A 14,516-nucleotide genomic window follows, 5' to 3' on the forward strand; every position below is an offset into this window, starting at 1 on the left:
TTCTATCTTCCCCAGAGTAACGCAAAAGGCAACAGGATGAGTCCTGAAAATAAAAACGGGCGGCCTGAGCCACCCGTTTTCGCATCAAAGGACAACTCAGATTGCCCAGCCGCCCGCGTAAAACGCCACCAGCGCAACGGCAATCACAACGGTGCCAACGTTCAGCTTGCGCCATTCACCGGAGACCAGACGACCAATCACCAGCGACGCGAAGCCGATCATAATGCCGGTCACGATGTTACAGGTCAGTACGATGAAGACCGCGGTAATCAGGCCAGACATCGCGTCAACGAAATCCGCAAAGTCGATTTTCGCCACGTTGCTCAGCATCAGCAGGCCAACGTACATCAGCGCTGGCGCGGTCGCGTACGCCGGAACCAGATAGGAGAGCGGGGAGAGGAACAGGATCAGCATGAACAGCACGCCCACGGTGATCGCCGTCAGGCCGGTTTTACCGCCCGCCGCCGTACCTGCTGCGGACTCGATGTACACCGCCGCAGGCGCTGCGCCCACCAGGCCCGAGAAGACGCTGCTCAGGGAGTCCGTAGTCAGCGCTTTGCCGCCGTCAATAATCTGACCGTCTTTATCCAGCAGGTTCGCCTGACCGGCCACCGCACGAATGGTACCGGTCGCGTCAAACACGGCGGTCATCACCAGCGCCAGCACGCTTGGCAGGATCACCGGGTTGAGCGCGCCAACGATATCCAGGCTGCCAATCAGAGAGTTGCCTTTGTCATCGCTCAGCGACGGCATGGCGAAAATGCCGGAGAAGTGGACGTTCGGATCGAAAATCAGGCCCACAATGGACACGCCGATAATGGTCAGCAGAATGCCGCCCGGGACTTTCAGTTTTTCCAGACCGATAATCACCGCCAGGCCGATCAGCGACATGATCACCGGGAAGCTGGCGAAGTGGCCGAGCGCAACCGGCAGGCCGTCGAGCGGGTTCTTGATAACCAGACCGACGCCGTTGGCGGCGATCAGCAGCAGGAACAGGCCGATGCCGATGCCGGTACCGTGCGCCACGCCCTGCGGCAGGTTGCGCAAGATCCAGCTACGGATGCCGGTCGCTGAAATAACGGTAAACAGCACACCCATCAGGAACACGGCGCCAAGCGCAACCGGTACGCTGATGTGCTGGCCCAGCACCAGGCTGAACGCGGTAAACGCGGTCAGGGAGATGGCGCAACCAATCGCCAGCGGCAGGTTCGCCCAGAGGCCCATCACGATAGAGCCCACGCCGGCCACAAGGCAGGTCGCCACAAAGACAGCCGCTGGCGGGAAGCCCGCTTTGCCCAGCATACCCGGCACAACGATGACGGAATAAACCATCGCCAGAAACGTTGTCAAACCGGCAACGATTTCCTGGCGCACGGTGCTGCCGCGGGCCGAAATTTTAAACATGGCGTCAAGTGAACCGCCAGTACGCGCAGATGGCGTAGACATAGAAAACATCCCCTGAGAGTTTTTTAGGAAGTCCGTAAGCGAGGTGGAGACGCCACTGCCAGCTAAACGTCAAATCCTTGTGTTGCGTTTGCGACGAAAGGGCGTCACAGAATAAGCAAACGTTTAGCTCCGCGCTTACAAACGGGTGGTCAAATTAAGGCAAACGATTATCTAGCCTAATCCCCGCCCTTTTCAACTGAACTTTATCGTTTTTCGCTAAAATTCCCTTATGACGCTGAAGAAATAAACAGAGGATGCGCAAACGTTATCGTATATGCGCAATTTGTTTACATTTCAATCCTCACCCGGAATGGATAACGGTCCCCCTTGTGCCAGGGTTCGTTGCCAGCCGGGGCTGTTTTCAACTTTCGTTTTCCATGCCTGACTATGCGGCAGGTTGTCGATACCGCCGCGTGCCAGCAGGGCAAAGATCGGGAAGCTCATTTGAATGTCGGCCATGCTGAGCGAATCCCCGGCAAACCAGCTATTTTTAGCAAGGTGCGACTCAATAAAGCGCGCATGGGTTTCCAGCTGGCGGTTAAGGTACGCTTTCTGCACCCCTTGCCCAAGCGCTTTGCCCAGGGTTCGGATACCAAACGGCACCGGCGGCTTGCCGAGACTGCTGAAGACCAGCTTCATTAGCAGCAGCGGCATCAGCGATCCTTCCGCGTAGTGCAGCCAGAAGCGATACTGCACCTTATGCGCCGGATCTAAAGGCTTAAGCCGCGACTCGGCATCGTATGTTTCCTGCAGATACTCGAGAATGGCGCCAGACTCCGCGAGGATCAGCCCGTTATCTTCGATGACCGGCGATTTGCCCAGCGGATGCACCTTTTTGAGAGCCTCCGGCGCAAGCATGTTCTTTTCGCGCTGATAGTGAACGATCTCATAAGGCAGACCGAGTTCTTCCAGCGCCCAGATCACGCGGTGCGAGCGCGACTGGTTAAGGTGGTGTACCGTGAGCATGGTTTTCTCCTGTTATTCATACTTTTTAACTATAGAAAATCGAACAACACCGCGAAAAAAATTCGGCTAAAAACCGGTCAGCGACGCTGGCGAAAAAACGGGTCTTGCATAGAATTAAAGTGTCAGCACAATCCGGAACCTCCCCAACCAGCTCGACATGAGGGGTGCTGACGTCGGGGGAAACCCTCCCGTGAACCAGCGGGATAGAGAGAAAGACAAAGACCGGGAAAAACTAAAGCGCCCTTTGTGGCGCTTTAGTTCTTTATGTATGTGGGGTTTTGCCGGGTGGCGGCTGCGCCTTACCCGGCCTACATTTGACGGTTTGGTAGGCCGGGTAAGCGAAGCGCCACCCGGCGAATGGGCTACACGCACGCTCAATCCTCTTCCAGCAACCGCGCTCCCGTCCCCTGCTCGCCCAGTTTGTCGCCGGGGTTACGCAACGGGCAGTCGCTGCGCGACAGGCAGCCGCAGCCGATACAACCGTCCAGCTCATCACGCAGCGCGACCAGCGTATGGATACGCCTGTCCAGCTCTTCTCGCCACTGGGATGAAAGCTCTTTCCACTCTTTCGGGCTCAGCGTATGCCCTTCCGGCAGCACGCCAAATGCCTCGCCAATGGTAGCCAGGGGAATGCCGATTCGTTGCGCAATTTTGATAATCGCCACGTAGCGGAGCACGTCGCGGGTATAGCGACGCTGGTTGCCGCCGTTGCGGATGCTTTTAATTAACCCTTTGCTTTCATAGAAGTGGAGCGCCGATACCGCAACGCCGCTTCGCTTTGCCACTTCGCCGGGGGTTAACAGCGCTTTAATGCGCGGCAATCTCTTTTCCATAAAACCTCTTTACCTCAAGTTAACTTGAGGAATTATACTCCCCCGCAGAGAAAACGACGAATCAACCGAGAAAGTTGTATCTACAGAGGGGCAACCTTATGTCGCATCAGCAGATTATTCAGACGCTTATTGAATGGATTGACGATCATATCGACCAACCGTTGAACATTGATGTGGTCGCGAAAAAGTCGGGCTATTCGAAATGGTATTTACAGAGAATGTTTCGCACGGTCATGCATCAGACGCTGGGTGAGTACATTCGTCAGCGCAGGCTGCTGCTGGCGGCGCAGGCGCTACGCTCAACGCAGCGGCCGATTTTTGATATCGCGATGGATCTTGGCTATGTGTCGCAACAAACCTTTTCCCGCGTGTTTCGCCGCGAGTTTGACCGCACGCCGAGCGACTATCGCCACCAGTTGAATTAATTACTCTCAGTGCAAAGGTTGCTGCTGCCAGGTCATAAATTCCTGGGGCGGCATCGCTTTCGCGAAGTGCCATCCCTGACAAAACTGGACGCCGCGCTTCAACAGCCAGCTCACCTGCTCTGCCGTCTCGACCCCTTCCGCAATGGTTTTCAGCCGCAGGCTTTGCGCCATCTCGATAATATGCTCGGCGATCAGGTGGCTGGTGCTGTTGGTCGTTAAGGTATCGATAAACGATTTATCGATTTTCAGAATATCGACGTTCAGCGAATAGAGGTTGTGCAGGTTCGAATAGCCGGTACCGAAATCATCGATCGCCACTTCATACCCCGCCTGACGGAAAGCCTGAATCACCGGCGTGGTTTTTGGCACATCGATAAAACCGCGTTCCGTCACTTCAATTTTGATTTGCTGCGCGCGGACGGCGTAGTGGCGAGCCTTCTCAGAAATCATGGCGATCAGCCGCGAGGAGTGGAAATCCGTGGCCGACAGGTTAATCGAAATATAGAGATGCGGATGCTCGGCCAGGAAATGGCCCAAATCGCTGAACACTTCCTCAACGACGTAATCCGTAATCCGCTCGCTCATCCCCTCATTTTCAGCCAGCGGAATAAACTCAGCCGGGCTCATCACCTGTCCGTTAAAACCCGGCCAGCGTAACAACGCCTCCGCGCCGACACACCGGTTGTTCTTGATATCAATAATCGGTTGATAGTGCACGCAAAGCTGGCGTTTGTTCAGCGCCCGGTGCAGTAAACGCCCCGGCGAATTAAGCTCACGATGAGTACGGGACCAGACCAGCAAAATAATAATGCTGCAGATCATGCCCAGCGGCAGCGTTAATGTCGCCTGATGATAAAGCGTTTCATAAAAGCGTTTATTCGATGTCGACACGATAGCCGCAATCGGTCTTTTAGGGGATGTGACGATCGTATAAAAGCGGTTATCTTTTTGAAATACCGATTCCTTATCCCGAATCAGCGAATTTAATAACGAAACGTTGGCTTTCTGACTGACGGAAAAGAAAGCATTGGTTACCGTGTCGTAAACCCCCCACGAGAGAGAATGATCCGCGGACATGACTTCGCTGTATGAAAGTGGATTAACGACCACCACATAATTTCCGCGCTGCATATATGTCATTTTATAGCCAGTATAAAATGGGGTGTCGCGATAATAATAGATAGCGACGTCAGGTTTTCGCGTGTAATTAGCGACGGGTATGGCGTAGGGTTGATCCGGTGTAAAAACGGTCGAACAAAGAAAATTCTGACCTTCAGCGTAAATTAAATCGGCAACAAACAGGCGACCACGAACAACGTTCAACATATATTGACGGTGTCCCGGGGTACAGAGCTCGCCCCGATATTTTTCTGCCTCGTCCCGGGCCAGATCAACCTGTTGTATAACCAGCTCAGTTTTGTCTAAAGCCAGTTCAGCAAATGTCCGTAGCTGGGCGCTTGTTTCAGACACGGCTCTTAGCTGGGCAAACCATAGCGCAAGCATCACCGGCAGCATAACTACCATGATGATCCCTACCACCCTGAGCATCTTGCGCCGCGCGCTACGATTCATTTCCCGCCCTATATCCCTGCATGTTGTACGCCTGTAGTAATGAAGGCCGGATGCTGTGTTAAACAGGTGATTACGTTGCATGAATCATGCGAAGTTAGCAACTGACTTTTCGTATTAAAAATCTTAAATTTCGTTATGACGATAATATTTTCCCGTAAGTGAAACTGTAAGTATTCGTTCCGTTTCAATTAAGGAAAATAATTATCCAGCCCTCGAGGGCGGAGGGAAGATAACACAACAGACGATCGTTGATTAAGCCAAACTTCTGGCAGCATGAAAAAAGCGCACCTTTATCATGACGTTTTATGCTATTTACTGTGGGGCATTGTGTGCGTTGATTTATAAATAATCAGTCTTCGCCGCACTATTTTATGATTCGACTGAGCCCCCTCTTATAAAAACCGAATTTGAGGTATCACCACTAGCCCGATGGACGTTTCCGGCACGCTGGGGGGCGCCTCCTCGCGCGCCGAAGGCAGGGCCAGCCTGCACACACTCTTTACCGGAGGAATAAAAACCGTTTTTTGATCGCGCAGACACTGGCGAATAAATCAACAAATGTGATATAGTTCACACATATTCTGTAACGAGAAACACCGTTTCATTCAGGTCGTCTGTTTTGTAGAGGATGGGTTTATGGCAACCATTACTACCAGCATGGTTCTCCTGCGCTGGCCTTTGTTGAGTGCGGTACTGATGTTTTTGGCCAGCACGCTGAACATTCAGTTTCGTAAATCTGACTACGCGGGTCTCGCTGTCATCAGCACGCTGTTGGGGCTGGGTGCAGCATGTTGGTTTGCAACGGGGCTGCTTGGCATTACCCTGCTGGATATCGCCGCCGTCTGGGAAAATATCAAAGTGGTGATGGTTGAAGCGATGAGCCACACGCCACCAGACTGGCCAATGGTGATTACCTGATCCCTTTATGGAATAAAAAAACCCAGACGATGTCTGGGTTTTTTGTTTGAAGGACGCACAAATCAGAACGGAATGTCGTCGTCGAAATCCATTGGCGGTTCGTTAGACGGCGCCGGAGCAGACTGCTGCTGCGGACGAGACTGCGCGCCGCCGCTGAACTGGTTGCCGCCCTGTGGCTGCTGAGGCTGACCCCAGCCGCCCTGCTGCTGGCCGCCACCTGCTGGTGCGCCACCGCCCTGACGGCCACCCAGCATCTGCATGGTGCCGCCAACGTTAACCACGACTTCAGTGGTGTACTTCTCAGCACCGGACTGATCGGTCCATTTGCGGGTACGCAGCTGGCCTTCGATATAGACCTGAGAACCTTTACGCAGATACTCACCGGCCACTTCTGCCAGTTTGCCAAACAGCACAACGCGGTGCCATTCGGTCTGCTCTTTCATCTCACCGGTCGCTTTATCACGCCAGGATTCGGAAGTAGCCAGCGTAATGTTGGCAACTGCGCCACCACTCGGCATGTAGCGTACTTCCGGGTCCTGGCCCAGATTACCGACGAGAATCACCTTGTTTACGCCTCTGCTGGCCATGTTCGTGTCTCCTGAATACGTTTCTTAATAGTGTAAACGCGCGAGTGTACCATTTCCACGCTGCATTTTGATAGCTGCGAGATGGATTCCAGAGTTCTCGTGCGAACATAACATTGTTACACAGTCCGTCAGAAAATGCATTCCAATACTGTATATTCAAACAGGTCAAATTGTGTCATAATTAGCCGTTTCTGACAGCCGTTTGTCCTTCAAACAAACCAGGCAATCCGTGTTCCAACCGGGAAAGGTGAATGGATAAGATCGAAGTTCGGGGCGCCCGCACCCACAATCTCAAGAATATCAACCTGATAATCCCTCGCGACAAACTCATTGTCGTGACCGGGCTTTCGGGGTCTGGCAAATCCTCACTGGCTTTCGACACTCTGTATGCCGAAGGACAGCGTCGTTACGTTGAATCGCTCTCGGCGTACGCGCGTCAGTTCCTGTCGCTGATGGAAAAACCGGATGTCGACCACATTGAAGGGTTGTCTCCTGCTATCTCTATCGAGCAGAAGTCCACGTCGCATAACCCGCGCTCCACGGTCGGTACCATTACTGAAATTCATGACTACCTGCGTCTGCTGTATGCCCGCGTGGGTGAGCCGCGCTGCCCGGACCACGACGTCCCGCTGGCGGCACAGACCGTGAGCCAGATGGTGGATAACGTGCTGTCTCAGCCGGAAGGCAAACGCCTGATGCTGCTGGCGCCAATCATTAAAGAGCGTAAGGGTGAGCACACCAAAACGCTGGAGAACCTGGCAAGCCAGGGCTATATCCGCGCCCGTATTGACGGCGAAGTGTGTGACCTGTCCGACCCGCCCAAGCTGGAACTGCAGAAGAAGCATACCATTGAGGTGGTGATTGACCGCTTTAAGGTGCGTGACGATCTCGCCACGCGTCTCGCAGAATCGTTTGAAACGGCGCTGGAGCTCTCCGGCGGCACGGCCGTGGTTTCCGACATGGACGACCCGCAGGCGGAAGAGCTGCTCTTCTCCGCCAACTTTGCCTGCCCGATTTGCGGCTACAGCATGCGCGAGCTGGAACCGCGCCTGTTCTCGTTTAACAACCCGGCGGGCGCCTGCCCGACGTGTGACGGTCTGGGCGTCCAGCAGTATTTCGACCCGGACCGCGTGATCCAGAATCCGGAGCTGTCGCTGGCGGGTGGCGCCATTCGCGGCTGGGACAAGCGTAACTTCTATTACTTCCAGATGCTGAAGTCGCTGGCGGAGCACTACAAGTTCGACGTGGAAGCGCCGTGGGCCAGCCTGAGCCCGAACGTACACAAAGTGATCCTGTTCGGTTCTGGCAAAGAGAACATCGAGTTCAAGTATATGAACGATCGCGGCGATACCTCCGTGCGTCGCCACCCGTTCGAAGGGGTGCTGCACAATATGGAGCGCCGCTACAAAGAGACCGAATCCAGCGCGGTGCGCGAGGAGCTGGCGAAGTTCATCAGCAACCGCTCCTGCGCCACCTGCGAGGGCACGCGCCTGCGTCGCGAAGCGCGCCACGTGTTTGTGGAAAATACGGCGCTGCCGACCATCTCAGACATGAGCATCGGCCACGCGATGGACTTCTTCAATAACCTGAAGCTGTCCGGCCAGCGCGCCAAAATTGCTGAAAAAGTCTTGAAAGAGATTGGCGATCGCCTGAAGTTCCTGGTGAACGTCGGCCTGAACTACCTGACGCTTTCACGCTCGGCAGAAACGCTCTCCGGCGGTGAAGCCCAGCGTATTCGTCTGGCGAGCCAGATTGGCGCGGGCCTGGTGGGCGTGATGTACGTGCTGGATGAGCCGTCCATCGGCCTGCACCAGCGCGACAACGAGCGCCTGCTCGGCACCCTGGTCCACCTGCGTAACCTCGGCAACACGGTGATTGTGGTGGAGCACGACGAAGACGCGATCCGCGCCGCAGACCACGTGATCGACATCGGCCCGGGCGCTGGCGTGCACGGCGGCCAGGTGGTGGCGGAAGGCACGCTGAAGGACATTATGGCGGTGCCCGAGTCGCTGACCGGCCAGTACATGAGCGGCAAGCGCAAGATTGAAGTACCAAAACAGCGCGTGGCGGCGAACCCGGAAAAAGTGCTGAAGCTGACCGGCGCGCGCGGCAACAACCTGAAAGACGTTACCCTGACGCTGCCGGTGGGCCTGTTTACCTGCATTACCGGCGTGTCCGGTTCCGGTAAGTCGACGCTGATCAACGATACGCTGTTCCCGATTGCTCAGACGGCGCTGAACGGCGCGACGCTGGCCGAACCGGCACCGTACCGCGACATCCAGGGGCTGGAGCATTTCGATAAGGTTATCGACATCGACCAGAGCCCGATTGGCCGTACGCCACGCTCTAACCCGGCAACCTATACCGGTGTTTTCACGCCCGTACGTGAACTGTTTGCCGGTGTGCCGGAAGCGCGTTCACGCGGCTATACGCCAGGCCGTTTCAGCTTTAACGTGCGCGGCGGCCGCTGTGAAGCCTGCCAGGGCGACGGCGTGATCAAGGTTGAGATGCACTTCCTGCCGGATATCTACGTGCCGTGCGACCAGTGCAAAGGCAAGCGCTATAACCGCGAAACGCTGGAGATTAAGTACAAGGGCAAGACCATCCACGAAGTGCTGGATATGACCATCGAAGAGGCGCGTGAGTTCTTTGACGCCGTCCCTGCGCTGGCGCGTAAGCTGCAGACGCTGATGGACGTCGGCCTGACCTACATTCGTCTGGGGCAGTCCGCCACGACGCTGTCCGGCGGTGAAGCGCAGCGCGTGAAGCTGGCGCGCGAGCTGTCAAAACGCGGCACCGGCCAGACGCTGTATATCCTGGATGAGCCGACCACCGGTCTGCACTTTGCCGACATCCAGCAGCTGCTGGACGTGCTGCATCAGCTGCGCGATCAGGGCAACACCATCGTGGTCATCGAGCATAACCTGGACGTGATTAAAACCGCGGACTGGATTGTCGATCTTGGCCCGGAAGGCGGCAGCGGCGGCGGTGAAATCCTCGTCTCCGGTACGCCAGAGACCGTTGCAGAGTGCGAAGCCTCGCACACCGCGCGCTTCCTTAAACCGTTGCTGTAATTGTCACACGGAGAGTTGCTGTCGGGTCGTTTCCGGCAGCAGCTCAACCGCCTGCTGATAGGACGCGTCCACCAGGTAGTAAATTTGCGAGCCTGGAATCGATCCATCCAGATAGACGGTGCTCCAGTGCGCCTTATTGAGGTGCTGGCTCGGCCTCACGTCATCATGCTGCTGACGCAGTAAATCCGCCAGTTCAGGGCTGGTTTTCAGCGACGCCGCCGGACGGCCTTCTACCTCTTTCACCATCGCAAACAGCACATCCCCCACCTTAACCTGCGTGGCTTTCCAGTCGCTATGGACGCTCTGCTCCGCGCCGGGCTTGCTCATGCAGTACTGAAGTATCTCCGAAATTGTCATCTTTATTCCCCTTGTAGCGTGGCGATAATTTTACGCGAACCACCGTGAATGCGATGTTCTCCCAGCCAGATCCCCTGCCACGTGCCCAAAAGCAGCCGTCCGTTGTGGACCGGCAGCGTCAGCGATACGCCCAGCAGGGAAGATTTGATATGCGAAGGCATATCGTCCGCCCCCTCATAGTCATGCTCGTAGGGCGCGTTGTCCGGGACGCTCTTCAGAAAATGACGCTCCATGTCAGACCGGACGGTGGGATCGCAATTTTCATTCAGCGTGAGAGAGGCTGACGTGTGCTGAAGCAGCAGATGCAGCAAACCCGTTTTGACCCGCGACAGGTCGCGGAGCTGCCCGATGACCTCATCCGTCACCAGGTGAAAACCGCGTGGTTTAGCGCTTAAGGTCAGGGTCTGTTGGTACCACATCTGCTGCTCCGTAATGAAAGATGAATCTTTCTAAGTGTGCAGCAAGAAGGCGAAAGGTAAAACCCGCAGCAGCGAGATTTGATTAAAAAAGAGTCAAACTCGCTGCTAGCGGCTTAATACTCCGAGTTGACGATCACCTCTTCACCAAACTTTCCGGCCATCGGCAGCGGTCGATAGGTCGAGTTAGACGCGCGTAACACCCTGATCCCTCTGGCACCAGCATCCTGCGCGGCGGTAATGTCATTATCCGAATCGCCATAAAACACTTTGATGTTTTTCTTTTCCAGCCACTGGATTTTGGTGTTTTGCCCCTCTTTGTCACCCGCAAAAATGACCGGATTCATATTGGCAGCCGGGATCTGGAAATCGTCCTGCAGTGTTCTGGAGACGGTTTCCGTTTTGGTCTGGCTACGGCCGGTAACGAAGTAAATGCTGTCACCGCGCTTAACGTGCATAGCAATAAGCGCCCGGGCGACCTCTTTCGGGATGCTGTACTCGTCCCAGCCGTTATTCATTTTTTCCCAGAACTCCGGATTCTTCAGATACGCTTCGCTGTGCGGTGAATACATTTTTTTGCCGCGCCAGAAGCCAGGGCTTGAGAACAGCACGGTATCGTCAATGTCGAAGCCCACGGCCATTGGCGCGCGTCCCATCAGGCTGTTTTCGATTTGGGCCACGGAGACCCAGTGAATGGGCGCCTGCTCGGCAAGCATGGCGGCGGTGGTGCCGGTGTAAAGCGGCGTCGGCGCCGAGGCACGTGCGACGACGGCGCTATTAAGTGAGAACAATAAGCAGGCGGCGCTGAGCGCCAGTGTGATCTTGCGCATGTTTTCCCCTGAATATTCAGCTTGTTATCGTTTTATTTTGAGTGAATGGTCAAAAAACTATCCGACCTTAACCCCAGCGGGAGGTGAAGAGAAGGAGTTTTTGCTTATGAAGCGGAATAAAAAGAAGACGATCACAAAGTGTGGATGAGTGATGTAGGCCCGGTAAGGCGCAGCCGCCACCGGGCAAGATTTTCTGCGGCCTGATGCCCTCTCCCACAGGGAGAGGGCGATAATAAGTAGTGAGTACTTACATCACAGCTGCAAACGCCTGTGCCACGCGTTGAACGTTGCTGGCATTCAGGCCCGCCACGCACATACGGCCGCTGGCGATCAGGTAGACACCGAACTCTTCGCGCAGGCGATCGACCTGCGCCGCGCTCAGTCCGGTATAGCTGAACATCCCGCGCTGCTTGAGCAGATAGTCGAAGTTATGCCCTGGCACAGCCTCTTTCAGGACGTTAACCAGCGCCTGACGCATCGACAGGATGCGCTTACGCATCGCCTCCACTTCGGCAAGCCAGGAGGCTTTCAGCGTTTCGTCACCGAGAACCGTCGCCACTACCTGAGCACCAAAGTTTGGCGGGCTGGAGTAGATACGGCGCACCGTCGCTTTCAGCTGGCCCAGCACGCGGCCCGCCGCTTCGGCGTCTTCACACACCACGGACAGGCCACCAACGCGTTCACCGTACAGGGAGAAGATCTTAGAGAAGGAGTTACTCACCAGTACAGGCAGCCCGGCGCTGGCAGCGGCACGGATGGCATAGGCGTCTTCTTCCATACCCGCGCCAAAGCCCTGGTAGGCAATGTCGAGGAACGGGATTAGGTCGCGGGTCTTCAGCACCTCGATCACCGCATCCCACTGAGCATGGGTGAGATCCGCCCCGGTTGGGTTATGGCAGCATGGGTGCAGCAGCACAATACTGCGCGCTGGCAGCGTGTTCAGCTTTTCCAGCAGCGCGTCAACGCGCACGCCGTTCGTTTCGCTGTCGAACCACGGATAGGTCGCCACCTTAAAGCCCGCGCCCTCGAAGATCGCAACGTGGTTTTCCCACGTCGGGTCGCTGACCCACACGCCTGAATCCGGGAAGTATTTTTTCAGGAAGTCTGCACCGACTTTCAGCGCACCCGAGCCGCCCAGCGTCTGGATGGTCGCCACGCGTTTTTGCGCGAGCACAGCGTGATCGGCGCCGAACAGCAGCGGTGCAATGGTGTGGCGATAAGCGTTTAGCCCTTCCATCGGCAGATACAGAGAAGCGCCGTGTGGAACCGCGTTCAGACGCGCTTCGGCTTCGGCAACGGCTTTTAATTGAGGAATAATGCCATCCTCGTTGTAATACAGACCGATGCTGAGGTTCACTTTGTCGCTGCGAGGATCTTCTTTGAAACGCTCCATTAAGGAGAGGATAGGGTCGCCGGCATAGGCGTCAACTTTCTGAAACACGCGATGGTTCTCCGGAATTCGATGAGGCAGGGATTTCAACAATAAACCGGAAGCAGATGAAGGTCGAGAGCGATATCAGATCGGTCCCTGGATATATCGGCAAATGTGATCGATTCGCTCAGGCAGTGAGCCCCGCACGCGCAGAAAAGGAATATTTCGTGCCGACAGCTCTGCTTCATACCATACTTGCTGTCGGTGGCGAAACGCCTCGCCCTGCCGGGTGCCATCCTGCACAAACGGAAATTCATCTCCGCAAAGTACGACCAGCGCATAGTCTCGTTCAGCTAACTCCTTTAACGCCTGCGGCGCGCTGCCAAACTGATCGAGTGCGTAAAACAGGGTCGTTAAAGGTGAGGTATCACAGACCAGATAAGGCGCCGTGCAGGCTAATGCTTCCCGACGTACTTGCTCGCGGGCAATATGCAGCAAATCCTCCCGATCCAGGATACCGTTCTTCGCTTCCCAGTGTTCACGGCCATACTCTGCAACGTACGGAACGTTTAGCGTCTGCGCCAGAGCCTTTGCTAGCGTGCTTTTGCCCGTCGATTCTCCACCTAATAAGCAGATACGAAAAACAAAGCTGCGGTACACCTCTGGGGACATCATCTTACGATAACGATGAACATCAGAACGGATGAGCGTTCCCGAAGGGGCCTCTGGTCCCCGTTGACGCTGGAGACGCACGTGCGCAACCGGTCGTCCGAAACGCTGGCTCAGGACAGCGGCAAACCCGTCTCCATAGTCTTCGGCAGTAAATACCGCCTCTGGCTGACAGTGCAAAATGTCCTCACACAGCGTTGCAACATAATGCCGGTGAAGATCGTCATCAGCGTCATTCGGTGGCGGTGGCGCAAGGCAATATGCAGCCAACACATGCGGCGAAAGCACGAGGTGGCGACATTGCGGGAAGCGCGTTGTTAACCAGTTAAGCCGCTTTTCAGGTTCGTAACCGCGTATTTCCGGCGACGAATAGCTGATGATACAGACCGTCTCGCACTGCTCAAGTGCCGTATTGATAAGCGCTTCATGGCCTGCATGTAATGGTGCGAATTTGCCTACCACCAGGCCGTTGGCATACAGCGTCATTGCGCACGGATCTCCTTGCGCCACTGATACAGTCCGTGCCACGCATTAAACCAAAACACCAGATATAAACCGGCGGTCAGGTACAGTTCTCTCGTCGCGTACAGCGGTACTGCCAGCGTGTTAACGGCAAGCCAGATGTACCAGTTTTCCAGACGCCGTCCCATCAACATAAACTGAGCAAGAATGCTGAATGTCAAAATGATGGAGTCCAGCCAGGGGGCCCATGCATTGGTATAGAGATGCAATATCCACCCGTACGCCGCTGCTACGCTTACGGCGCAGGCTAAAAGCATAAAAAAATGTCCCGGTCTGGTACGACGAACAGGCAAGACCTCTCCATGATTGCCTTTAAGCCAATGCAGCCAGCCGGTTATGCTCGTTATGATGAAAAAGAACTGAAGGGTAACGTCAGCATAAAGCTGCACAGAATAGAAGACCCAGGCATAAAGCCCGCTACCGATGATGCCTATCCACCACGTATGGATATTGTTTCTGGCGGCCAGCCAGACGGAGAGAGCATAGGCCAGACATGCAGCGATTTCTGAAGGGGACATTATCCTTCCCT

The 14,516-nt window shown here is 55.4% G+C and carries 14 protein-coding genes; 3 read left to right on the forward strand and 11 right to left on the reverse strand.

Annotated elements, in window-relative coordinates:
- Nucleotides 1-96 precede the first annotated feature (96 nt).
- The 3 genes from ghxP to soxR form a co-directional block, all read right to left on the reverse strand.
- Entirely contained in the window at nucleotides 97-1,446 is a 1,350-nt protein-coding gene (gene ghxP, locus ACOTXT_RS06625; RefSeq protein ID WP_008503390.1) for a guanine/hypoxanthine transporter GhxP, read from the reverse strand.
- Nucleotides 1,447-1,740: 294 nt separating this feature from the next.
- Nucleotides 1,741-2,412 carry a glutathione S-transferase family protein gene (locus ACOTXT_RS06630; protein WP_008503389.1) on the reverse strand — a complete coding sequence of 224 codons (672 nt, stop codon included), beginning with the start codon at nucleotides 2,410-2,412 and terminating at the stop codon, nucleotides 1,741-1,743.
- Nucleotides 2,413-2,786: 374 nt separating this feature from the next.
- Nucleotides 2,787-3,245: a redox-sensitive transcriptional activator SoxR gene (soxR, locus tag ACOTXT_RS06635; RefSeq protein ID WP_008503388.1), complete on the reverse strand. Its 459-nt coding sequence runs from the start codon at nucleotides 3,243-3,245 to the stop codon at nucleotides 2,787-2,789.
- 98 nt (nucleotides 3,246-3,343) lie between these two features.
- Here soxR and soxS point away from each other — a divergent pair, with 98 nt between their 5' ends.
- A complete protein-coding gene (soxS, locus tag ACOTXT_RS06640; protein ID WP_008503387.1) occupies nucleotides 3,344-3,670 on the forward strand; it encodes a superoxide response transcriptional regulator SoxS in 327 nt (108 codons plus the stop codon).
- A gap of 6 nt (nucleotides 3,671-3,676) precedes the next feature.
- On the opposite strand, the gene ACOTXT_RS06645 is transcribed toward soxS, so the two are convergent.
- A complete protein-coding gene (locus ACOTXT_RS06645; protein ID WP_023293514.1) occupies nucleotides 3,677-5,242 on the reverse strand; it encodes an EAL domain-containing protein in 1,566 nt (521 codons plus the stop codon).
- A 636-nt stretch (nucleotides 5,243-5,878) separates the two neighbouring features.
- Here ACOTXT_RS06645 and ACOTXT_RS06650 point away from each other — a divergent pair.
- Nucleotides 5,879-6,160, forward strand: coding sequence for a YjcB family protein (locus ACOTXT_RS06650; RefSeq protein ID WP_008503385.1), 282 nt, complete (start codon nucleotides 5,879-5,881; stop codon nucleotides 6,158-6,160).
- A 62-nt stretch (nucleotides 6,161-6,222) separates the two neighbouring features.
- Here the strand turns inward: ACOTXT_RS06650 and ssb1 are convergent, their stop codons facing one another.
- The gene (gene ssb1 / locus ACOTXT_RS06655; RefSeq protein WP_008503384.1) at nucleotides 6,223-6,747 is read right to left on the reverse strand and encodes a single-stranded DNA-binding protein SSB1; all 525 of its coding nucleotides are present in this window, start codon (nucleotides 6,745-6,747) and stop codon (nucleotides 6,223-6,225) included.
- Between the two features lie 251 nt (nucleotides 6,748-6,998).
- Between ssb1 and uvrA the strand changes: the two genes are divergently transcribed.
- Complete coding sequence (gene uvrA / locus ACOTXT_RS06660) at nucleotides 6,999-9,821, forward strand: excinuclease ABC subunit UvrA (protein WP_008503383.1); 2,823 nt, start codon at nucleotides 6,999-7,001, stop codon at nucleotides 9,819-9,821.
- A 3-nt stretch (nucleotides 9,822-9,824) separates the two neighbouring features.
- On the opposite strand, the gene ACOTXT_RS06665 is transcribed toward uvrA, so the two are convergent.
- The 6 genes from ACOTXT_RS06665 to pnuC all read right to left on the reverse strand — a co-directional run bounded on the left by ACOTXT_RS06665 (nucleotide 9,825) and on the right by pnuC (nucleotide 14,505).
- The gene (locus tag ACOTXT_RS06665; RefSeq protein WP_008503382.1) at nucleotides 9,825-10,178 is read right to left on the reverse strand and encodes an MmcQ/YjbR family DNA-binding protein; all 354 of its coding nucleotides are present in this window, start codon (nucleotides 10,176-10,178) and stop codon (nucleotides 9,825-9,827) included.
- Nucleotides 10,179-10,180: 2 nt separating this feature from the next.
- Entirely contained in the window at nucleotides 10,181-10,597 is a 417-nt protein-coding gene (locus tag ACOTXT_RS06670; protein ID WP_023293516.1) for a secondary thiamine-phosphate synthase enzyme YjbQ, read from the reverse strand.
- 113 nt (nucleotides 10,598-10,710) lie between these two features.
- On the reverse strand, nucleotides 10,711-11,424 hold the full coding sequence (gene aphA, locus ACOTXT_RS06675; RefSeq protein ID WP_333165067.1) for an acid phosphatase AphA: 714 nt from the start codon (nucleotides 11,422-11,424) through the stop codon (nucleotides 10,711-10,713).
- Between the two features lie 247 nt (nucleotides 11,425-11,671).
- Nucleotides 11,672-12,865, reverse strand: a complete 1,194-nt coding sequence (tyrB, locus tag ACOTXT_RS06680; RefSeq protein WP_333165070.1) for an aromatic amino acid transaminase — start codon at nucleotides 12,863-12,865, stop codon at nucleotides 11,672-11,674.
- Between the two features lie 75 nt (nucleotides 12,866-12,940).
- Nucleotides 12,941-13,951 carry an AAA family ATPase gene (locus tag ACOTXT_RS06685; RefSeq protein WP_333165073.1) on the reverse strand — a complete coding sequence of 337 codons (1,011 nt, stop codon included), beginning with the start codon at nucleotides 13,949-13,951 and terminating at the stop codon, nucleotides 12,941-12,943.
- The gene (gene pnuC, locus ACOTXT_RS06690) at nucleotides 13,948-14,505 is read right to left on the reverse strand and encodes a nicotinamide riboside transporter PnuC (RefSeq protein ID WP_023293520.1); all 558 of its coding nucleotides are present in this window, start codon (nucleotides 14,503-14,505) and stop codon (nucleotides 13,948-13,950) included. Before pnuC ends, ACOTXT_RS06685 begins: the two co-directional genes overlap by 4 nt.
- Nucleotides 14,506-14,516 lie beyond the last annotated feature (11 nt).

The organism is Enterobacter cloacae complex sp. IR5422 (genome assembly GCF_049238165.1).
Taxonomy (GTDB): Bacteria; Pseudomonadota; Gammaproteobacteria; order Enterobacterales; family Enterobacteriaceae; genus Enterobacter; species Enterobacter roggenkampii.